The 20,965-nt window shown below is 45.2% G+C and carries 17 protein-coding genes; 14 read left to right on the forward strand and 3 right to left on the reverse strand.

Annotated features, from left to right (window positions below; genetic code table 11):
* Nucleotides 1–97 precede the first annotated feature (97 nt).
* Entirely contained in the window at nucleotides 98–979 is an 882-nt protein-coding gene (locus A5867_RS05595; protein WP_005225353.1) for an AraC family transcriptional regulator, read from the reverse strand.
* 151 nt (nucleotides 980–1,130) lie between these two features.
* Here A5867_RS05595 and rhaB point away from each other — a divergent pair, with 151 nt between their 5' ends.
* From rhaB to fucO, 4 genes are all read left to right on the forward strand, one after another.
* Entirely contained in the window at nucleotides 1,131–2,594 is a 1,464-nt protein-coding gene (gene rhaB, locus A5867_RS05600; RefSeq protein WP_087627061.1) for a rhamnulokinase, read from the forward strand.
* The gene (rhaA, locus tag A5867_RS05605; RefSeq protein WP_087627062.1) at nucleotides 2,591–3,844 is read left to right on the forward strand and encodes an L-rhamnose isomerase; all 1,254 of its coding nucleotides are present in this window, start codon (nucleotides 2,591–2,593) and stop codon (nucleotides 3,842–3,844) included. Before rhaB ends, rhaA begins: the two co-directional genes overlap by 4 nt.
* Nucleotides 3,845–3,851: 7 nt before the next feature.
* The gene (gene rhaD, locus A5867_RS05610; protein WP_087627063.1) at nucleotides 3,852–4,676 is read left to right on the forward strand and encodes a rhamnulose-1-phosphate aldolase; all 825 of its coding nucleotides are present in this window, start codon (nucleotides 3,852–3,854) and stop codon (nucleotides 4,674–4,676) included.
* Between the two features lie 84 nt (nucleotides 4,677–4,760).
* Nucleotides 4,761–5,912 carry a lactaldehyde reductase gene (gene fucO / locus A5867_RS05615; protein ID WP_015509181.1) on the forward strand — a complete coding sequence of 384 codons (1,152 nt, stop codon included), beginning with the start codon at nucleotides 4,761–4,763 and terminating at the stop codon, nucleotides 5,910–5,912.
* A gap of 324 nt (nucleotides 5,913–6,236) precedes the next feature.
* Here the strand turns inward: fucO and A5867_RS05625 are convergent, their stop codons facing one another.
* The gene (locus A5867_RS05625; RefSeq protein WP_087627065.1) at nucleotides 6,237–7,100 is read right to left on the reverse strand and encodes an alpha/beta hydrolase; all 864 of its coding nucleotides are present in this window, start codon (nucleotides 7,098–7,100) and stop codon (nucleotides 6,237–6,239) included.
* Nucleotides 7,101–7,270: 170 nt separating this feature from the next.
* Between A5867_RS05625 and allC the strand changes: the two genes are divergently transcribed.
* Genes allC through arcC form a run of 7 tightly spaced genes read left to right on the forward strand, consistent with a single transcriptional unit; the run spans nucleotide 7,271 to nucleotide 15,239 of the window.
* Complete coding sequence (allC, locus tag A5867_RS05630) at nucleotides 7,271–8,500, forward strand: allantoate deiminase (protein ID WP_005225359.1); 1,230 nt, start codon at nucleotides 7,271–7,273, stop codon at nucleotides 8,498–8,500.
* A gap of 15 nt (nucleotides 8,501–8,515) precedes the next feature.
* Nucleotides 8,516–9,301, forward strand: a complete 786-nt coding sequence (allE, locus tag A5867_RS05635; RefSeq protein WP_005225360.1) for a (S)-ureidoglycine aminohydrolase — start codon at nucleotides 8,516–8,518, stop codon at nucleotides 9,299–9,301.
* Nucleotides 9,302–9,314: 13 nt separating this feature from the next.
* A complete protein-coding gene (gene allD / locus A5867_RS05640) occupies nucleotides 9,315–10,391 on the forward strand; it encodes an ureidoglycolate dehydrogenase (RefSeq protein ID WP_016610607.1) in 1,077 nt (358 codons plus the stop codon).
* Nucleotides 10,392–10,399: 8 nt separating this feature from the next.
* On the forward strand, nucleotides 10,400–12,154 hold the full coding sequence (gene fdrA, locus A5867_RS05645) for an acyl-CoA synthetase FdrA (RefSeq protein ID WP_087627066.1): 1,755 nt from the start codon (nucleotides 10,400–10,402) through the stop codon (nucleotides 12,152–12,154).
* A gap of 12 nt (nucleotides 12,155–12,166) precedes the next feature.
* Nucleotides 12,167–13,429 carry a DUF1116 domain-containing protein gene (locus tag A5867_RS05650; RefSeq protein ID WP_005234461.1) on the forward strand — a complete coding sequence of 421 codons (1,263 nt, stop codon included), beginning with the start codon at nucleotides 12,167–12,169 and terminating at the stop codon, nucleotides 13,427–13,429.
* A 38-nt stretch (nucleotides 13,430–13,467) separates the two neighbouring features.
* The gene (locus tag A5867_RS05655; protein ID WP_087627067.1) at nucleotides 13,468–14,331 is read left to right on the forward strand and encodes a DUF2877 domain-containing protein; all 864 of its coding nucleotides are present in this window, start codon (nucleotides 13,468–13,470) and stop codon (nucleotides 14,329–14,331) included.
* The gene (gene arcC / locus A5867_RS05660; protein WP_087627068.1) at nucleotides 14,304–15,239 is read left to right on the forward strand and encodes a carbamate kinase; all 936 of its coding nucleotides are present in this window, start codon (nucleotides 14,304–14,306) and stop codon (nucleotides 15,237–15,239) included. The genes A5867_RS05655 and arcC overlap by 28 nt, the downstream gene beginning before the upstream one ends.
* Before the next feature lie 30 nt (nucleotides 15,240–15,269).
* Here arcC and A5867_RS05665 read toward each other — a convergent pair whose 3' ends face one another.
* Entirely contained in the window at nucleotides 15,270–16,901 is a 1,632-nt protein-coding gene (locus A5867_RS05665; RefSeq protein ID WP_087627069.1) for a PucR family transcriptional regulator, read from the reverse strand.
* A gap of 130 nt (nucleotides 16,902–17,031) precedes the next feature.
* Between A5867_RS05665 and A5867_RS05670 the strand changes: the two genes are divergently transcribed.
* The 3 genes from A5867_RS05670 to A5867_RS05680 all read left to right on the forward strand — a co-directional run bounded on the left by A5867_RS05670 (nucleotide 17,032) and on the right by A5867_RS05680 (nucleotide 20,935).
* The gene (locus A5867_RS05670; RefSeq protein ID WP_005234468.1) at nucleotides 17,032–18,246 is read left to right on the forward strand and encodes an alanine--glyoxylate aminotransferase family protein; all 1,215 of its coding nucleotides are present in this window, start codon (nucleotides 17,032–17,034) and stop codon (nucleotides 18,244–18,246) included.
* A 151-nt stretch (nucleotides 18,247–18,397) separates the two neighbouring features.
* Nucleotides 18,398–19,648: an MFS transporter gene (locus A5867_RS05675; protein ID WP_005225368.1), complete on the forward strand. Its 1,251-nt coding sequence runs from the start codon at nucleotides 18,398–18,400 to the stop codon at nucleotides 19,646–19,648.
* Nucleotides 19,649–19,666: 18 nt separating this feature from the next.
* On the forward strand, nucleotides 19,667–20,935 hold the full coding sequence (locus tag A5867_RS05680; protein WP_087627070.1) for a dicarboxylate/amino acid:cation symporter: 1,269 nt from the start codon (nucleotides 19,667–19,669) through the stop codon (nucleotides 20,933–20,935).
* The last annotated feature ends 30 nt before the right edge of the window (nucleotides 20,936–20,965 follow it).

The raw sequence follows: 20,965 nt of genomic DNA on the forward strand, positions 1-20,965 counted from the left end.
TAAAAAAAACAAGGAGCACTCGAAAAATCACATGATTTTCGAGTGCTCCTTATATTTTGGAGAGCGTAACTAGTTAACTTATGTCACGCCCCCTTTTTTACCGTCCATTCTCCGTCTGTCGATAATCACTAGGTGAAATGCCGACTTTTTTCTTGAATAAACGGCTGAAATAGGCGGTGTTTTCGATGCCGATCGCCAATGAGATCTCTTTGATGGAAAGCCGAGAATAGCGCAAAAGGTCTTTCGAATAAGAGATGCGTTTGCTAATCTGGTACTCGATGGGGGGCAAGCCCATATATTTGGAAAACTCCTTGACGATTTGATACTTATTGATATGATACCTTTCCTCCAAAGATTCCAAGGTGATCCCTTGACGGAAATCTTCTTCTAGCTGGTCACGAATCTGCAAAATATAAGGCGGAATTTCACTATCCGAAAAGTCGAGATGATATTTTTGCAGGAGCAGTTCATTGAGCAGCTGATGGATCAAAACAGAGCTTTGGAAGGCAGTTTTCGCATTTGGTTCTGGCTGTAACATCAATAAATCTTGTAAGACCAAATGGATCGGATTTTGACGACTGCTGGCAGGATTGGTGTGAAAAACTGGACTGCCATTTTTGAGGAATTCCTCATAAAACGCTGCGACGTTGGCGCCATATAGATGGATCCAGTCCATTTCCCAGGGCTCTTGACTAACGGTGCGGTAGTACTGATAGTCTAGACAGTCGATAAAAAACACATCACCTGCTTTTAATTGATAGCTTTTTCCTTTGTAGCGCAATTCACCGCAACCGGACAATGTATATTTGATCAAATAAGAAGGCAGGTTTTCTCGTTCTGTAAAGTAAGGTTTGCTGGCTTTGAAATAGCCGATTTCTTGAATGTAATAGAAAAGTTCACGCTGCTTTTGGGTTGAAGTATTGATGTAACGCAGTGAATCGGTTGACCATGAGTGGTTGGCTTTTTCCCAGTAATCCATCGGATCCTCCTTTTTACCAAGATTGTGCAAGTCTTTATCAAAATTGTGTGATGAAACTCGTTGATTGTCAAGCTAAAATTGAGGGAACAAGAATGAATCAGTAAATTGTAATCGATTTATTTTTAATCAAGATAATGAAAGTTGGAGACCAGTGAACACATTTATCGCAATCGATATCGGCGCATCAAGCGGTCGTCTGATGTTGAGCCGTTGGGAAAATGAGCAGATCACTTTAGAAGAGATCCATCGCTTTAAAAACGGCTTTCGTCCTCATGAAGGCTTTGACCGTTGGGCGATCGATTATTTGATCCAAGAGATTTTAGTAGGACTGCAAAAAGTGAAACAAGCCGGTATCAATGACTGCTTCGTCGGAATCGACACCTGGGCAGTGGATTACTGTTTGATCGATCAAGCAGGCGAACGTTTAGGCGACCCAGTCGCTTATCGAGATAGTCGCACCAATGATGCGATCGCAGCTTTTGGTCAGCGCTATTCTTTGCAAAAACTGTATGAGAAAACAGGCATTCAGCTGCAGCCCTTCAACACGATTTTTCAGTTAGCCGCAGAAGAAGTGCAACTGCTGCAAAAAGCCGACAAGCTGCTGCTGATTCCAGACTACTTGGGCTACGTTTTTACTGGCAAGATGGTCACGGAAAAAACCAATGCCTCGACGATGCAGCTTCTAAATGCCAACACTCAAACATGGGATGCAGAATTGTTAGCTGAGATTGGTATAACAGAAGGACTATTCCCACCATTGGTTGATGCTGGGACGGTTTTAGGCGCACTGCAAACACAGAAGTTTCCAGCCTATGATTTGCCACAAGCGACCTTTGTCACTGTCGCTAGTCATGATACGGCGTCGGCGATCATCGGTACACCTGGAGAGGGGTCAGATTGGGGCTACATCAGCAGCGGGACTTGGTCATTGCTGGGGATCGAAACCAAAGTACCCAATGTTTCCCTTGCCGCCTTTGATGAAAATTATACGAACGAATGGGGTGCCCACAACACGATTCGCTTTTTAAAAAATATTATGGGCATGTGGCTGATCCAAGAAGTGGCTCGGCAGCAAGACTATCAGTATTCCTATGCAGAATTGGCGGAATTGGCGCAAGCAACGCCTGCTTTTCAACAGTTTGTCGATGTCAATGATCCTCGCTTTTTGAATCCAGAAAACATGATTACGGAACTGCAAACGTATTGTCGAGAAACCCGGCAGAAAGTTCCAGAAACCGCAGGGGAACTGGCTCGCTGTGTGTATGATAACTTAGCGCTTTGTTATGCCAGTGAATTACAAAAGCTGGAACAGCTGACAGGTACGACGAACAAGCTGCAAAAACTGCATATCGTGGGGGGCGGTTCCAATAATCGCTTTTTAAATCAACTGACGGCTGATGCTGCGCAGCTGACGATCGAAGCCGGCCCAAGTGAAGCAACGGCGATCGGTAATCTTTTAATGCAGATGATGAGTGCTGGCATCTTCACGTCGCTGGCTGAAGCACGCCGCGCGGTCAAACACTCATTTCCTTGCAGTGTTCATGAACCACAGCCTTTTGATCACAAGATTTTAAGCAACTATCAACGTTTTATAGAAGGAGTAGGAAAAAAATGACAACGATTCAACAGCGTTATGAAGAAGCTAAGACAGCATATGCCAAATTAGGCGTCGACACGGATGCGGTTTTGAAAAAATTAGCCGATGTGAAAATCTCGATGCATGTTTGGCAAGGGGACGATGTCCAAGGATTTTTGAGTGATGAAGCATTATCTGGTGGGATCTCTGTAACGGGGAATTATCCTGGTGCTGCCCATACCCCAGAGGAGTTGCGCCAAGATTTAGAAAAAGCCTACTCTTTGATTCCTGGAAAACACAAATTGAACCTTCACGCCATCTATTTAGACACCGAGGAAGCAGTGGATCTAAATGAATTGGAGCCGAAGCATTTTGAAAAATGGGTTGCTTGGGCGAAGGAACAAGGCTTAGGTTTAGACTTCAATCCAACCTTTTTCTCACATCCCATGTTCAAAGATGGCTTTACCCTTGCTTCACCAGATGAAGAAGTTCGTCAGTTCTGGATCGAACACGGCAAACGTTCGCGTCAAATCGCTGCCTACATGGGGAAAGAAACTGGGCAAGTCTGTGTCAATAATTTCTGGGTGCCAGATGGCTACAAAGACAACCCAATCGATCGTTTTACACCACGGGAACGCTTGATGACAGCATTAGACGAGATTTTTGCTGAAGAATTGCCAGCGGAATACACGGTAGATGCCGTGGAAAGCAAGTTGTTTGGTCTTGGTGCCGAAGCCTACACCGTCGGCTCTCATGAATTTTATATGGGCTATGGCTTGACGCGCGATAAATTGATTTGTTTGGATGCTGGACATTTCCATCCAACCGAAGTGATCTCCAATAAATTGTCTTCATTGGCACTATTCAGCAAAGGCATTTTGCTGCATGTCAGCCGTCCTGTACGCTGGGATAGTGATCATGTCGTGATCATGGACGATGAATTGCAAGAGATTGGCCGCGAATTGGTTCGCAATGACTTATTGCCAAAAACCAACATTGGGTTAGATTTCTTTGATGCGACGATCAATCGGGTCGCTGCGTGGGTGATTGGGACGCGCAATACTCAAAAATCGTTGCTAAAAGCGATGCTAGAACCGATCGAACAACTAAAAGCAATCGAATTATCAGGTGATTTCACCACTCGTTTAGCCATGACGGAAGAATTAAAAGACTATCCGTATGCAGATGTTTGGAATTACTTCTGTGAAAGCCAAGGGGTACCAGCAGGTCTGGATTGGCTATCAGAAGTGAAAGCCTATGAAGAAACCGTCTTAAAAGCCAGAAAGTAGGAGAACGATGAAAAAGATTGATATTTTACAAGCGAATTTTGTACAAGAAATGATGGAAACGACAGCAAATCTTTACCGTTTAGGGTGGGATGAGCGCAACGGCGGCAATATTTCTTACTTATTAACAGAAGAAGAGATCTTGCCTTTCATCGATCCGCAAAGCGTCTTGCGGGAAATTCCCATGATTTTTGATGCCACGGCACTAGCTAGCAAGTACTTTATCGTGACAGGTTCAGGAAAATACTTTAAAAATGTAGCGGCACATCCAGCGGAAAACCTTGGTGTGATCCGAGTCAAAGAAGATGGGCAAACATTGGAATTGCTTTGGGGCTTGGAAAATGGTGCGGTGCCAACGAGTGAACTGCCAAGTCATTTCATGAGTCATATCGCACGCTTGTCGGTCGATCCAGAAAACCGAATCATCATGCATAACCACGCATCGCATCTTTTAGCCATGAGTTTTACCCATGAGTTGGATGAACGCAGTTTCACGCGGACCTTGTGGCAAATGTGTACGGAGTGCTTGGTGGTCTTCCCAGAAGGTGTTTCCATCATTCCTTGGATGGTCCCAGGAACGAATGAGATCGGCGAAGCAACGGCTGCTAAAATGAAAGAGACCCGTTTGGTTCTTTGGCCACAACATGGGATCTATGGCGCTGGCAAAGATATGGACGAAGTCTTTGGCTTGATTGAAACGGCAGAGAAAGCTGCGGAAGTGTACACCTATGTCAAAGCGCAAGGCCCAATTTTACAAACCATTACAGATGAAAATCTGAAAAAATTGGCTGACGCTTTCAAAGTCACTCCCCGAGCAGGCTATCTTGAGGTATAATCAATGGTAGAAGAATAGAAAAGGCTTTCAGTTTTTTCTATTTAAACTATATTGTGAATAAACAAACAAACGGAGGTAAGAAGAATGGCAAATAGAATGATTTTGAATGAAACATCGTATTTTGGAAAAGGAGCGATCGAGAACGTACCAACAGAATTCAAGGCACGAGGGTTTAAAAAAGCGGCAGTGATCACCGACAAAGATTTGGTGAAATTTGAAGTTGCGACCAAAGTGACGAAATTATTGGATGAAGCAGGTGTCGATTATGCGTTATATGATGGGATCGTGCCGAACCCAACAATCCAAAATGTCAAAGACGGCTTAGCGTTTGTCAAAGAAGCCCAAGCCGATTGTATCATTGCGATTGGCGGTGGTTCACCGATCGATACGGCAAAAGCGATCGCGATCATTGCTACGAATCCTGAATTTTCCGATGTGATTAGTTTGGAAGGCGTGGCAGACACGAAACATCCATGCTTGCCGATTTTAGCGGTACCGACAACTTCTGGGACTGCAGCCGAAGTAACGATCAACTATGTGATTACAGATGAAGAAAATCATCGGAAATTTGTTTGTGTAGACCCTCACGATATTCCTCTGGTAGCCTTTGTGGACAGCGATATGATGATGGGGATGCCTAAGAGCTTGGCAGCCGCAACGGGAATGGATGCCATGACCCACGCCATCGAAGGCTTCATCACCAAAGGCGCATGGGAAATGACTGATATGCTGCACATCAAAGCAATCGAGATCATCGGCCGCTCATTGCGAGATTCCGTGAATGGCGATCAAGCAGGACGAGAAGCGATGGCGTTAGGACAATACATTGCCGGTATGGGCTTTTCAAACGTCGGCTTGGGCTTAGTCCACGGCATGGCCCATCCATTGTCCGCTTGGTACAACATTCCTCACGGAGTAGCGTGCGCGTCCTTGTTGCCAACCATCATGAAATACAATAAAGACTTTACGGGTGAAAAATACCGTGAGATCGCGATCGTTTTAGGCATTGAAGGGGCAGAAACGATGTCACTTGAAGACGTCCGCGATGCTGCTTGCCAAGCAATCGATCAGTTAAGCAAAGATGTGGGCATTCCAGCGACCATTTCTGAATTAGGCGTCAAAGAAGAAGATATCCCAGCCATCGCCAAAGATGCCTTGAACGATGTCTGCACACCAGGCAACCCGCGGGATACGACTTTAGAAGAAATTATTGAGCTTTATCGTTCGTTGATGTAATCTTGTTAAAGGTACGAGATCATAAGAAATGAAAGATACTTCTGCAAGTTTCCCTTAACAACGATCTGCTGATCAGTTGCTATTTTAACAGCGTGATGATCCTTTCTTTTGAGAAGATCATCTCGCTGTTTTATTCTGAAGATTTCAGTAAAATTGCGAGGCAAAGCGTTAGATTTTTGAAGAAATCGTTGTGCCCATATACTAATAATCAAATCAAAAAAAGTGATCATTAGAGTTGGTTCTCTAATGGTCACTTTTTTGCTGTACGCAAGATCACAGCGTACCGATCGATTCAAAATCATCACCTATCAAGAGCTGAGAGTTTCAGAATTGGTTAGTCAGCCATCCAATCATCTCTCGATAGCACTCATCAGCGATCGCATTTGGTGTCCGATCAAAGTCATGCTGATCTAAGTCGAGCCAAAGTGTTTTGGCATGGGGGACTTGTGCAGCGAAAGCATCGGATGCGCTGAAGGGAACATCTGGATCTTTTTTGCAATGAACGACAAAGCAAGGAGGAAAGTCTAGGTAAGCGGCAGCAGGGATCGCCAAGGCTGCTAGCTGTTCCCGATTCCCTAAATAACGCTGCCAGTTGCCATATTGACGGGCGGAAAGGTACAAAGGGAATCGTTTTTCTAACGTGCCGTGGGTGATGGGTTGGCTTTCGATCATAGCTTCGGCGTCGAGTGGCGGGACTTTCGGAAATTGCGTGTAAAAGCGTGCCGGCTGCAAAAATTCTTTATAAAACAACTCTTGGTATCCGTAAAATCGGATCAAGCCTTTTTGCTCCGGATGCTTTGTGCGTGCGGTCAGTAAGGTCGCTAAAAAACCGCCGGCGGAGCGACCGAATAGAATGTACTCATTTGCACCAACGCCGCTGAAGTGACAGCCCTCTGTCAAAAACCATTCCACTGCCTTTTTTGTATGAAGGTAAATGTCGTTCAGCGCTACTTCGGGAGCCAGTGGATAATCAAAGAGATAAAGGCTAACACCGGCAGCCAGCAATTGGTGGACATAATCCTGCGGAAGGTCTTCCCGCTGACCATAGAGGAAGCCACCACCATGAAAATACAAAAGGCTGATCCGAGGCTGCGCTGCTTTTAGGATCGTCACTTCTAACGGCAAAGTGCCATAGGTGTCAAATTGGATTTTTTCTGTTTGCGCAAAGGCATTTTTAGGATAAACCATTGTTTTCTTCCTTTCTCTTCTTCGATAGTATAAGGAAGAGTATAGGAGAAGGAAGCGGTTTAAAAAAACAGCGTTATGACTAAAAATAGAAACGGTTTTGTCGAAAGTGAACAATGATGTCCTTCAGTAACACGCTTACAATAACCGTATAAATCAAAGGAGGCAGAACAATGGAGTTGAAAAAAGAAGTAGCGGCAATGATCGATGCACTATCTCAGATTGGGAGTGATCCAACTGGAGGAATGACTAGACTGCTTTATACCGATTCATGGAAAGAAGCGCAATCATTTGTAGAAAAACAATTAAAAGAAACTGGCTTAACGACGTCCTATGATGCAGTCGGCAATCTCTTCGGCAGAATGGAAGGCAGCCAGTATCCAGAAGAAACGATTCTTTCAGGGTCACATATCGATACCGTCGTTAACGGTGGCACATTAGACGGTCAATACGGGGTCGTTGCTGCTGCTTTAGCGATCAAGTATTTAAAAGAGACCTATGGACAACCTTTACGCTCCTTGGAAGTCATCTCAATGGCAGAAGAAGAAGGCAGTCGTTTTCCAACCGTTTTTTGGGGAAGTAAAAACTTTGTCGGAGAGGCCAAAAAAGCCGATGTTGAAGCGATCGCAGATTTTGAAGGCAATCGCTTCGTGGCAGAGATGCAACGCCAAGGCTTTGATTTTCGCGACCCACAAGAACCGGTTCGATCAGACATCAAAGCCTTCGTGGAAATCCATATCGAACAAGGCAGTGTTTTAGAAAAAGAAAATTTGCAGATCGGTGTCGTCAATAGTATCGCTGGTCAAAAGCGCTACACCTTTGTCTTAAAAGGACAAGCCAATCATGCAGGAACCACACCGATGGGCTATCGCCAAGATGCTGTGTATGGTTTTGCCAAAATGTGTGCCGCAGTGATCGACCGTGGCTTAGAGCTTGGGGATCCATTAGTAGTGACATTCGGTAAAGTTGAGCCAAAACCGAATACGGTCAACGTGGTTCCTGGTGAAGTGTTGTTTACGATGGATTGTCGACATACCGATGGGCAGCTATTGGATGCCTTTACTGCTGAAGCAGAACAGATCATTCAAGCGATCGCCAAAGAGCACGACCTGACAGTGGAGATGGATCTATGGATGGATGAACGCCCTGTGCCGATGGACGAGACGATCGTTGCCACGGTGGAACAAGCGGTGAAGCAAACCGGCAAACGTTACAAAGTCATGCATAGTGGGGCGGGGCATGATTCCCAAATCATTGCACCACATTTTCCAACTGCGATGCTGTTTGTACCAAGTATTGATGGGATTAGCCACAACCCAGCCGAAGCAACGACTATCGAAGATTTAGTAGCTGGGGTTGAAGTTTTAGCAGCTTCCCTTTACGAGCTAGCATACAAAGAATAGAAAGCAGGGACACACATGGGATATAAAAATAATAATACGGGCTATTTAGATGGATTGCTGCAATCACGAGCAGTCATTAGAAAAAATAATTTTGCGATCTTGCCGCATGATGGGCTAGTGAATAATGTCATTCCAGGCTTCGAAAACTGTGAATGTTCGATACTCGGCACACCAAAATTAGGGGCGTCTTTTGTCGATTACATCATTTCATTCAAAAAAGATGGTGCCAACCAATTGGGCTTCGGCGGTCCAGAGATCGAGAGTTTCTTGTATGTCATCTCGGGCAAACTGGAAGTAAGTGATGGCAAAGAAACCCATACATTGACGGACGGAGGCTATATCTATCTGCCTGCTGGAGAAAAACTGTATATGAAAAATCTCCAAGAAGAAGCGACAGAAGTGTTCTTATATAAGAAACGTTACCAACCACTTGAAAATCACCAAGCCTACAAAGTAGTGGGGAATCTTTCAGAGTTGACACCGATCCAATACGAAGGGATGGCAGACGTCCTACTTTGGGATTTCTTGCCAAAAGAGCTGGGCTTTGACATGAATATCCATATCCTTTCCTTTGAACCAGGGGCAAGTCATGGCTACATTGAGACCCACTACCAAGAACATGGAGCGTACTTACTGTCAGGTAAAGGGATGTATAACTTAGATAATGAGTGGTTCCCAGTGGAAAAAGGCGACTACATTTTCATGAGTGCCTATGTACAGCAAGCGGCCTATGGTGTTGGTCGTGACGAACCATTGACCTATATTTATTCCAAAGATTGCAACCGCGATCCGGAAATTTAAAGGAGTTTAGAAGATGGAAGAAACGGTTATTGTACAGTCACAAGAGTTACAGCAATTGATCCAAAACAAATTAGCGGCTGCTGGTTTGTCTGAAGAGCACGCAGCCATCGTTGCAGAGCATTTGGTCTTTGCCGATGCCAGCGGGATCCACTCTCACGGGGCTGTGCGGGTAGACTATTACGCAGAGCGGATCGCTAAAGGTGGGATGAATCGCACCCCGCAGATCACGTTTGAAGAGACTGGACCGAGCAGCGGGATCGTTCACGGGCAAAATGGCGCAGGGCAGGTCGTCGTATTAGAAGCGACAAAGCATGCCATTGAGATGGCCAAACGTTCTGGGATCGCGGCGGTTGGTGTGCGGAAAACGAGTCATAGTGGGGCACTATCCTATTATGTCAAAAAAGCCGCAGAAGCTGACTTGATTGCATTATCTATGTGCCAATCGGATTCAATGGTGGTTCCTTTTGGCGGCAAAGAAAATTATTTTGGTACCAATCCGATTGCCTTTGCGGCACCGCGAAAGCATGGTGCGCCGGTGGTTTTTGATATGGCAACGACGGTCCAAGCGTGGGGCAAAATTTTAGATGCTCGTTCCAAAGATAAAGAGATTCCAGCAACATGGGCCGTTGATGCCCATGGCAAGCCAACGACAAATCCGCATCATGTTCATGGGTTATTGCCAATCTCAGGACCAAAAGGCTTTGGGTTGATGATGATGGTGGATATCTTGTCTGGAATGCTCCTTGGGCTGCCTTTTGGCAAGCATGTTTCCTCTATGTACAACGATCTGACGAAAGGCCGCGACTTAGGGCAATTTATTTTGCTGATCGATCCGCAACGATTTACAGATTTAGAGACATTTAAAGAGTCAGTCGAAACGATGATCGAAGAGCTACACGCCATACCGGCTGCTGAACAGTTCCAGCAAGTCTATTATCCAGGCGAGATCAATCAACTAACCTATGAAAAATATATGGCAGAAGGCATTCCTATCGAAAAGAACATTTATCGCTATCTCATTAGTGACACGGTTCATTTTGACCAGTATTCTGGGTCAGATGCCTTTGCACAGACAGGAACAGGAAAGTGAGGAGACCCATGTTACACACTATTATTCAAAAAAACAATTACCAAGATTCCATTGTTTTAATGCTTTTGACCAATCGTTTACTGACGATCGAAGGGATCAACAACGCTTCGGTCATGATGGGTACACCTGCCAATAAGGATATCTTCAAGACGGGTGGTCTTTATACCGAGGAGATGAACAATGCGACATCCAACGATATGGTGCTCGTTTTAGACATTGAAGAGGAAGAAATCATCGAAACAGTCCTGTCAGAAATCGATGCCTTCTTATCGGACCAAAGCAATAGCGCAGGAGAAGAAACCCAAAGCGTCAAAACTTGGGAAAAAGCCTTAGATCTTGGAAAAGATGCGAAGGTCGCTGTCTTATCGATTCCTGGTACTATGGCAGCACCAGAAATTGAAACCGCATTAGCAGCAGGCAAACATGTTTTTTGTTTCAGTGATAATGTTTCATTGGAAGAGGAAGTTCGACTAAAGAAAATGGCTCATGAACAAGGACTTCTTTTAATGGGACCAGATTGTGGCACAGGGATTCTCAATGGGATACCAGTAGCCTTCACGAATGCCGTTCGTAAAGGGAAAATCGGTGTTGTCGGCGCTTCGGGTACGGGCATCCAAGAAGTCACCACCATCATTCATAAATTGGGTGCGGGTGTGACACAAGCCATCGGAACCGGTGGACGAGATCTTAAAGAAGAAGTCGGTGGGATCACCATGAAAGATAGCATTCTTGCCTTGGAACACGATCCTGATACGGAGGTGATCGTGGTGATCTCCAAACCACCTGCACCACGTGTCCGAGATGAAGTGTTGGCACTTTTAAGAAGAGGAACAAAACCTGCAGTCACGATTTTTCTTGGGGAAGAGCCAACGGACCACGAAGAAAATCTTTACCGAGCCTACACGCTGGAAGAAGCGGCTCAATTAGCCGTGCAGCTGCTACGCCAAGAACAGATTGGACTAGAGCCAGTGAAAGAGGAAACAGCAGCTGCCACTTTTGGACCTGAACAACAAAAAATCAAAGCTTACTATTCTGGCGGAACATTGGCGTACGAAGCAGCGATGCTTGTTAAAGCAGGATTAAATCTGGAACAAGAAGATACCCATCAGGAAGGGTACATCTTAAAAGCAGCTGGCCATGAGATCATCGATTTAGGTGATGACATTTATACTCAAGGCAAGCCCCATCCGATGATCGACCCAACAAAGCGGATCGAACTGTTGAAACAAGCGGGGGAAGATCCTGAAACGGCAGTGATTTTGTTAGATATCGTTTTAGGGTACGGCTCTCATCAAGATATGGCGAGTGAATTGGCACCGACCATCAAATCATTGAAGGAAGAAGCACAAGCAGCTGGTCGGGAGTTAGCGGTGATCGCTACGATCGTTGGAACTGATTTAGACCCCCAAGATAGCAACGAGCAAGCAGAGATTTTAATCGCAGCTGGCGTGATTTTGTGTCAAAGCAATGCCCAAGCAGTCAAAAAAGCTTTAGCAATGCTCGGCCATGCCTTTTCCCCAATTAGTCGTAAGCTGTTGCCAAAAGCAGTGACAACTGCCGATGGGTTGCCAGAGCCATCTGAAAAGAGCCGCGAATTGTTGGCGAATGACGCGTTCATCAATGTAGGATTGCGTAGCTTTGCGGAAGCAATTCAGGCGCATCACGGTCAAGTCGTTCAATATGACTGGCAGCCAATTGCTGGTGGAAACATAACGTTACAAAAAGCCTTACGTTTCTTAGCACAAGTGTCACTATCAGAGTAGGAGGAAGTTATCGTGTACGAAACTATTGAAGAAGCAAACCAAGCCGTTATTGCCAAAATCGTTGCGGGTTCGCCTTTTTTGCTGGATGTCGTTCCAGCAGTCAGTGTCATTCCAGAGTTAGGTGAAGGAAAAGTCCTATTGCATGCAGGACCACCGATCCGCTACGATCAGATGATCGATCCGATTCAAGGTGCTTGTGTTGGTGCGGGGCTTTTTGAAGGCTGGGGCGAAACGGAAGAAGAGGTACGTCATTTATTAGCATCTGGGGAAGTTCAACTGATTCCTTGTCACCACGTGCAAGCGGTTGGCCCAATGGGGGGCATCACCTCTGCCAATATGCCAGTGCTCGTAGTGGAAAACAAAACCGATGGCAACCGAGCGTATTGTACGATGAACGAAGGGATCGGGGCAGTTTTACGATTTGGCGCCTATTCTCAAGAAGTCATTGATCGCTTGCATTGGATGAAAAATACGTTAGCACCAGTTTTAAGTGCTGCACTACAAACAAAACCCGATGGCTTGAACATCAATGTTTTAGTCGCAAAAGCAATCGCCATGGGGGATGAGTTCCATCAACGGAATATCGCTGCTTCGTTGGCGTTCTTAAAAGAAGTAGCACCAGCGATCGTTACTCTGGAAGGATTTGAAAAAGAAAAACCAGAAGTCATTCAGTTTCTAGCAGACACGGATCAGTTCTTCTTGAATATCATGATGGCTTCTTCAAAAGCGGTGCTTGATGGCGCCCGGACGATTGAAGAAGGCACGGTTGTGACCGCAATGTGTCGCAACGGGCATGAATTCGGTATCCGTATTTCTGGCATGGGAGATGAGTGGTTTACTGGTCCTGTCAATACACCAAAAGGGCTGTATTTCTCAGGATTCAGTGAAGAAGATGCCTCTCCAGATATGGGCGACAGTGCCATTACGGAAACCTTTGGTGTTGGGGGAATGGCAATGATTGCTGCCCCAGCTGTGACACGCTTCGTTGGTTCTGGTGGATTTCACGATGCGTTGAAAACCAGCAATGAGATGTTAGAGATCTCCATTGATACCAATCCGAATTTTCCCGTTCCTACATGGGACTTCAAAGGAATCTGTTTAGGGATCGATGCTCGGAAAGTCGTGGAAACAGGGATCTTACCGGTGATCAATACAGGGATCGCCAACAAACAAGCTGGACGGGGACAAATTGGTGCCGGGACAGTGACACCACCAATGGATTGCTTTGAAAAAGCTGTCTTGGCTTATGCAAAAAAATTAGGATTTGAAGAATAAATCAGGGACTGAAAATGTGAAAAAGGAGCAATTTAGCGATGATACAGGCAAAATGGATCGACCAAGCTTTATTTGAACCCGCATTTATCAATGGCAACTGGATCGTTCACAGTGTGTTTCAGCATAGTTTCAATCTACAAGATCCTCGTCAGGATCAGCTGATCTGTGTCTCCAAACAAGCGGCTCGCGTGCCCAAAGGGATGATTTTAGCTGCCGACGATTATGCAGCGTTGGCGACAGGCTTAGTTGCTGGTACCACTCTTTTGGTTCAGCAACGGGTGGTCCATTTTCCGCATCATCGTCTGTCTTTTCAAAAGGCAGCCAAATTTACAACGACCGTTCCGGCTGGCACAGTCCCATTTGATCGAGAACTGTTTTGGTCAATCCTTCAAAACGTCACGGAAAAGACGGGGATTCAAGAAGCTGTTTCAGCAACCATCCGCAGCAATCATCCGTTTTATGACGCAATCGATCAGCTATGCACGCCTTCATTTAAGGAACAACGGCAAGCAGTCGCTTATTTAGTCGGACGGGGTGTCGGATTGACCCCCACAGGCGATGATATGCTAGTTGGTCATTTGCTGGCTCGCCGAGTGATGGGGCAAGAAGATACCCGCTTGGTGGCTTATCTACAAAGAAGGCTGTTGACAGTCAATTATTTAACGACTGACGTCAGTAAACATTATCTTCTGCATGCGTTGACAGGCGCATTCAATCAATCGGCATTATCCTTGACCAGGTGTACCGATTCAGCGGCTTTTTCCCAAGTAATCAAAGAGATACTAACGATCGGTCATACTTCGGGGGCTGACTTTTTGGCAGGGTTTGCTCGCAGTATCGATCAATTTCAAAACAATAGAAATGAGGAATTCATATGGCAAAACGAGTGGTCATCGCTCTAGGGGGCAATGCAATTTTAAAACCGAATCAACCAGCGACCGTTGAGACACAGCTTGCAAATATCCAGTTAAGTGCAGAACAGATCGCTAAAATCGAGAAGCTTGACCATCAAATCGTCGTGACGCACGGCAATGGTCCGCAAGTCGGCAATATTTTACGACAAAATGAAGAAGCCAAAGAAGTCGTGCCGCCTTTTCCACTGGATGTCTGCAATGCAGAGTCACAAGGCTTTATCGGTTATTTAATGGAGCAAAGCATCAAAAATAAAATTGAGCAAGAAGAATTGACCAGCAATGTCGTGACCTTATTGACCCAAGTGGAAGTGGCAGCGGATGATCCCGCGTTTGAAAAGCCAACGAAGCCAATCGGTTTGTTCTACTCAGAAGAAGAAGCAAAAAAGATGGCTGAGGAAAAACATTGGGTGATGGAAGAAGATGCTGGACGTGGGTACCGTCGCGTCGTGCCATCTCCACAACCTGTGACGATCCACGGCGTGGAATCAATGGTTCATTTATTGAATCAAAATACCATCGTGATCGCGGGTGGTGGCGGAGGGATTCCAGTCGTAAAACAAGCGGAAGGCTTGAAAGGGATCGAAGCAGTCATCGATAAAGATCGAACTGGGAAAAAACTGGCAGAACAAGTGGATGCCGATGTATTTATGATGCTGACCGACGTCAACAACGTTTATATCAAATACGGAACACCGGAGCAAGAAAAATTAACGGGCTTATCCGTAAGTGAAGCGCAAGCATATTTTGATGCGGGGCATTTTGCAGAAGGTAGTATGGGGCCGAAAATGGAAGCGGCGATTGCGTTTGCCAAACAAGGAAAGACAGCAATCATCTGCTCATTGGAAGAAGCGGACTTAGCATTGTTAGGTGAAGCAGGCACAAGGATCGCTGGGTAACACCAGCGATCCAACTGCTTGATTCACCTATTAGTCGCCTTCTTCCGACAGCTCAAGGGCTAAACGCAGATCCAGGCTGATGCTAGGATCATGCACGTTTTTTCCTAGCAGCTTTTGACACTGTTCGATGCGGTATTTGATCGTGTTGCGATGAACGAACAAGGCTTTAGCGGTGCGGGTGATCTCACATTGATAATCCAAGTAAGCCCGTAAGGTTTTACGCAATTCAATGGTGGCATCTTCTTGCGGAAACGCCAATTCTTTAAGAATCGTACGGCAGAAATAATGGATATCTTCAGGACTCATTTTTTCAAATAGACTCCGCATTCCCCGTTGATGGTAGAAAGAGACGATGGACGAATCATGTTGGCCTCTTCGTTCTTCATACGCAGTCTTTGCTTCGATGTAGGAGCTGGCTAAATCATTGATACTTTCACAGACACTCCCTACCCCAAAGGCCATTCGAAATGGCAACCGATTGGTCAAAGCATTGGCGGTCTCGATCAAATGGTCTTCTAAGGCATCACACTTGTGCTGCACGAAAATCGCAAAGTGATTGCTGCCCTTTAAGCGAAAGAGACAAACATCTTTGATGCGATAAGGCAGTTGTTCACTAAACCACTGATAAACCAAGTCACTTTCTTCTTTTAAGTATTTGTCTTTGCCTTTGGTTTCTTTGGTTGGTTCGCAGGCACCATAGATGACACGATAATGGCGGGCTTTGACTAACCCGTAAGTCTTTCCGAGATCTAACCAATCTTTTTGTTCTTGCTTGGTGGATTGCTGGTATTCGATCATCCGTGTTAAAAAGTCACTTTTTAAATCTTCAAAAGATTCTTGCACTTTTTGGTTCTTGTAAAGCATAAACGACAAGACCAAGGCTGCTTGTTCCAGCGCAAAATCCGAGACAGGATAAGGAATCGCCTCAGGATTCAAAATGACTAAATAATGGGGGAAATAAGTGGAGGTTTCAATAGCATAATAAGAAATTTGTGACGTTTTTTCATGAAGATCTTTGATAGGGATCGCCCCGCTTTTTTCACCAGTAAAAACCCCTTTCGTTTGTCCTAATTGATGGATGTAGTACTCCGCGGGTTTTGACATGCGGGTGAAATGCTTGGAGTGGGCAATCACTTGTTTAAAAGGATTCAACAAAATGATCGGTGTATTGACCATTTGGCCAAAATCAGCGATAAAGCGAGCGATGCTGACATCCTTCATCAAGGAAGCAGAGAACCGTTTTTGGATATCTAAGGCATAACTCAGCTGCTCGGTTTTGGTGTTCCATAGTAAATTCAAAAGCTGGTGCATCAAACGGCCCAGCGGCATCGTGGCAGGTACTTCTACGATGGGGAAACCTAAACTATCGGCGTAGGCGATGACTTCAGGATCGATGACATCCAAAAAACGACCGATCTTGATGCCTAATCCAGCGGCATTTTTGGCTACGAGGGAATCGATCAGTTCAAGCAGTGCTCCTTGATTATCTTTATAAACCATCGCCGTGCTTAAGATAAAGGTATGCTCAGGAATATAGTGGGCGATATCGGGGGTCTCAGTGATTTCGATACTGTCGACGGGAATTTCCGCGGTAATGGGATCTGTCAACAAACGCAAATTGGAAAAGCGTGGTGTAGCAAGCAATTCAGCAACTAACTTCATAGAGAAACTCCTTTTAGAATTGAACAAAACAAACAAAAACATGTCCTTTTTTAGCTTTATTGTACAACAAACTTGGAAACGTTGACAAGGCGTTGGGCAGTGAAATCAAAAAGAGAAATGAGGGGAAAAGATGTATAAAGAGTTAACGATCGCACAACGTACGATCATGACACCTGGGCCTGTAGAAGCCCATCCAGCTGTTCTTCAAGCAATGACCAATCGTATTTTGGGACAGTTTGATCCGAATTTTTTGGCGATCATGGATGAGGTCAAAGAAATGATCAAACAACCGTTTGGAACCAAAAACAAAGAGGCATTTGCCATTGATGGGACTTCCCGAGCTGGTTTAGAAGCGGCGCTGATCGCTTTGATCGAACCAGGGGACAAAGTCTTGATCCCCGCCTATGGGCGCTTTGCTTTCTTACTTGGAGAAATCTGTGAACGTGCCCAAGCGCAAGTCAAATATGTAGAAAAAGAATGGACGGCTCCTTTTGCACCCGCAGAGGTCATCAAAGAAATCGACGCATTTCAACCCAAGATCGTGGCGATGGTCCACGGGGAAACTGCCAATGGGCAAATGCAGCCGTTAGCAGAAATCGGGCAGTATTGTCGCGCAAAAGATATTTTCTTTGTCGTTGACATGGTGGCGACTTATGGTGGCGTGGCCCTGTCAGTCGATGATTGGTGTGTCGATTTGGCAATTGCCGGTACACAGAAGTGTTTAAGTGTGCCGTCTGGTCTTTCATTAGTGACCTACAACGATCGAGTCGAAGCCGTCCTTAATGCCCGTTACCAAAAAGAATTAGGCTTGAGCAAAACGGATCGAAACAAGCGGCACATTATGAGTAATTACTTGGATTTGAGTCAATTGCAACGCTACTGGAACAAAGAGCGAATCAACCATCACACAGAAGCGACGAGTATGATCTATGCGCTTCATGAAGGATTACGGATGTTGCTAAACGAAGGCCTCGATGCAGCCTATCAACGTCATTTGACGAATGAAGGGGCGTTGGTCGCTGGACTGGAAGCAATGGGGCTGTCGATTTATGGCGAAAAAGCAACCAAAATGCCGACAGTTACCCCTATCTTTATTCCAGAAGGTGTTGATGGCGAAGCTGTCCGAGAAGAGATGCTTCACTCCTTTGGTGTAGAGATTGCTAGTTCATTTGGTGATCTAAAAGGAAAAATCTGGCGGATTGGAAATATGGGCTACAGCAGCCGCAAAGAAAATATTTTACATGTCCTAGCCGCGTTAGAAGGGGCACTATTGTACCAGCAAGCACCAATTTCTGCTGGCAAAGCGCTCATCGCTGCGTTAAATTACTACCAAAAAACGACTTAAATTTTTAGCACAAATGCACAACGAATGAAAGCGCTTTGTGAAAAATGACAAATGCAATCGTCGGCAAAAAAACGTACACTAAGACTATCTTAAAGCGCTTTCGTTGGCGTGCTTCACAAACTTTACTTGTGTAACTGATGGAGGGAAAAAAATGGAAATCAATAAAGAACGTGGTGGGCTTGCCTACTGGAAACAAATTATTATCTTAATGTGTTCAGGCTGGGTCACTATCTGGATTTATCGTGCTGCGTTATCGCCAGTCTATCCGCAAATCAATGAGTCACTTGGCGGCAATATTTCTGATACAGCATTAGGATCGATTGCCAGCTTTTACTTTTTCGGCTATGTAATCATGCAGATCCCGGCCGGCTTTTTGGTGGATAAGATTGGGAAGAAAACAGTTCTGCTTCCAGGATTCGTGGTATTTGCACTGGCAGCTTTACTGATTTCACAAGCCTCTTCAATCTCCATGATCTATACCGGTAGCTTTTTAGCAGGGATCGGCTGTGGGTCATTTTACGGCTCAGCGTATTCTTTGACCTCACAGAACATTCCGAAAGAAAAGAAGAGCTTCTCAACAGCGATCGTCAATAGTGGTTCTGCCGTTGGTTCAGGGTTTGGGATGATCTTATCAAGCTTTATCGTTATTCAGATGAACATGCCTTGGCAAACAATGATGTATTTATCCGCTTTCTTGATCGTTTGTATGACGATCGCTTTTGCATTGGTGATCCGCAGCAACAAAGAAGACGTAGCTTTCTTGGAGAGTCAAGCAGCAGCTGAAGAAGAAACAACGGATCAGCCGAAAGAAAAAGTTTCCCTTTCGACCTTGTTCTCCCTGCGGATGCTCTTTACGTATGTGTTATATTTTGCGACGTGTTATGCCTACTATATGACGGTTACTTGGTTACCAAACTTCTTAGGAACAGAACGAGGCTTCCAAGGAGTCGCAATCGGCTTCTCTTCTTCATTGGTGGCATTTGCTTCGATTCCTGGGGCCTTGTTCTTTAGCCGCTTGGCAGACAAATACATGCATAAAAAAGTTACCTTTATCGTTATTTTAGAAGTATTAGCGGCGTTGATGTTATTAGTAACGGTGCAAGCAACAAATTCGACCTTCTTAATGATCGCGTTGATCTTGTACGGGTTCCTTGGAAAACTAGCGGTTGAACCAATCATCATTTCTTGGCTAGGGGAAAATGCACCAAAAGTTGGGGTCGGTACGACATTAGGGGTCTTCAACTTTTTCGGCATGATGTCTTCCGTTATCGCACCAACATTGACTGGATCGATCTCGGATGCAACAGGGTCAAAAGTAATGGGCTTTTATATAGCAATTATTTTGTTGATCGGTGGTACATTCTTATTCTTGACTGTAAACTCTAAGAAAACAGCCAAGTAGAAAAGTGAGGCACAACAGATGAAAAAACGATCCTTAAAAATCAGTTTGACCAACCAAATCATGATTGCAACGGTATTGGGGATTTTTTGGGGCGTTTCCTTTCCCGGGTTAGGTGATCAAATGCAGCTAGTCGGGGACTTCTTCTTGCGACTGATTCAAATGTCTGTGGTCGTACTGGTCATGGGCTCGGTGATTGAAGCGGTGGGGGGACTTGATCCAAAAGAATTAGGTGGGATCGGCGGGAAAGTCTTCCTCTGGTTTACTGGATCGACCCTCGTCGCCGCTATTTTCGGTCTCTTGTTCGCCTTGATCCTCAAGCCTGGCGCAGGCCTTGATCAGTCCCTGCTGCAAAGTACAGAAACCGCATTAAGTACCAGCAGCATGGAAGAAGTCATCTTAAACTTTGTTCCACTGAACATTATTCAAGCCATGGTGGAGCAGAATATGATCCAAGTGATTATTTTTTCGCTCTTCTTTGGCCTTGCCTTGAGCTTGATCAAGCATGAAAAAAAGAATCAGCTGTTTCTAGATATGATCGGTAGTTTTAATCATATTTTGTTAAAAATGGTCAGCATGATCATGAAGTTGGCGCCGATCGGAATTTTCGGCCTAGTTGCTTCCTTAGTAGAAGATACCGGTATTCGCGTGTTGGGAATGTTAGCCAGTTTTTTATTGACGTTAGCAGCAGCATCTTTGCTCTTTTTGTTTCTTTGGTTTCTCTTGACGTCGCTCTATTGCAAAGTTTCCTTGTTTCGTTTGATAAAGAACATGTGGCGCCTCTCGGTGGTTTCCTTTACGACCACCTCCTCTGCTGTTTCATTGCCGTTTCAAATCGAAGATGGCAAAGAACGATTTGGGATCAGTGATCGAATCAATAAGCTCGTGATGCCTCTGGGCATGACCTTAAATAGCAATGGGCTCTCCTTATTTTTAGCCCTGGCAATCGTAACCGTTGCTCAGGCTTACCAGATCCAATTGAGCTGGGGGGATCTTTTGCAAGTGGTCTTGTTGTCCTCGTTGGCATGCTTGGGAACGATCGTCGTTCCAGGCGGCGGATTAGTCACACTGGCTACGGTTTTACCTATGTTAGGACTGCCTAATGAAAGCATCGCCTTACTGGCTGGGATCGATTGGTTTTCTGGGATGTTTCGGACCCTCTTGAATGTTGACCCTGACGTCACAGTGGCGTTGATCGTTGCTCATGATGAAGGAGAACTGGATCATGCAGTCTTCAATGGTGAAAAAGCCTCGGTCAAATTAGCAGAAAAAATCACCGATGGCGTATAAGACCAATCATTCTTGTGATGAAACTTTACT

It is taken from the genome of Enterococcus sp. 6D12_DIV0197 (assembly GCF_002174385.1).
Classification (GTDB): Bacteria; Bacillota; Bacilli; order Lactobacillales; family Enterococcaceae; genus Enterococcus_D; species Enterococcus_D casseliflavus.

Excerpts from the sequence above, each read along its gene's own strand:
- A5867_RS05665 (WP_087627069.1), bottom strand. The coding sequence starts at position 16,901 with ATGAAGTTAGTTGCTGAATTGCTTGCTACACCACGCTTTTCCAATTTG.
- allD (WP_016610607.1), top strand. The coding sequence starts at position 9,315 with ATGGAAGAAACGGTTATTGTACAGTCACAAGAGTTACAGCAATTGATC.
- fdrA (WP_087627066.1), top strand. The coding sequence starts at position 10,400 with ATGTTACACACTATTATTCAAAAAAACAATTACCAAGATTCCATTGTT.
- A5867_RS05655 (WP_087627067.1), top strand. The coding sequence starts at position 13,468 with ATGATACAGGCAAAATGGATCGACCAAGCTTTATTTGAACCCGCATTT.
- allE (WP_005225360.1), top strand. The coding sequence starts at position 8,516 with ATGGGATATAAAAATAATAATACGGGCTATTTAGATGGATTGCTGCAA.
- A5867_RS05680 (WP_087627070.1), top strand. The coding sequence starts at position 19,667 with ATGAAAAAACGATCCTTAAAAATCAGTTTGACCAACCAAATCATGATT.
- rhaA (WP_087627062.1), top strand. The coding sequence starts at position 2,591 with ATGACAACGATTCAACAGCGTTATGAAGAAGCTAAGACAGCATATGCC.
- fucO (WP_015509181.1), top strand. The coding sequence starts at position 4,761 with ATGGCAAATAGAATGATTTTGAATGAAACATCGTATTTTGGAAAAGGA.
- A5867_RS05595 (WP_005225353.1), bottom strand. The coding sequence starts at position 979 with ATGGATTACTGGGAAAAAGCCAACCACTCATGGTCAACCGATTCACTG.
- A5867_RS05670 (WP_005234468.1), top strand. The coding sequence starts at position 17,032 with ATGTATAAAGAGTTAACGATCGCACAACGTACGATCATGACACCTGGG.
- arcC (WP_087627068.1), top strand. The coding sequence starts at position 14,304 with ATGGCAAAACGAGTGGTCATCGCTCTAGGGGGCAATGCAATTTTAAAA.
- A5867_RS05675 (WP_005225368.1), top strand. The coding sequence starts at position 18,398 with ATGGAAATCAATAAAGAACGTGGTGGGCTTGCCTACTGGAAACAAATT.
- allC (WP_005225359.1), top strand. The coding sequence starts at position 7,271 with ATGGAGTTGAAAAAAGAAGTAGCGGCAATGATCGATGCACTATCTCAG.
- A5867_RS05625 (WP_087627065.1), bottom strand. The coding sequence starts at position 7,100 with ATGGTTTATCCTAAAAATGCCTTTGCGCAAACAGAAAAAATCCAATTT.
- rhaD (WP_087627063.1), top strand. The coding sequence starts at position 3,852 with ATGAAAAAGATTGATATTTTACAAGCGAATTTTGTACAAGAAATGATG.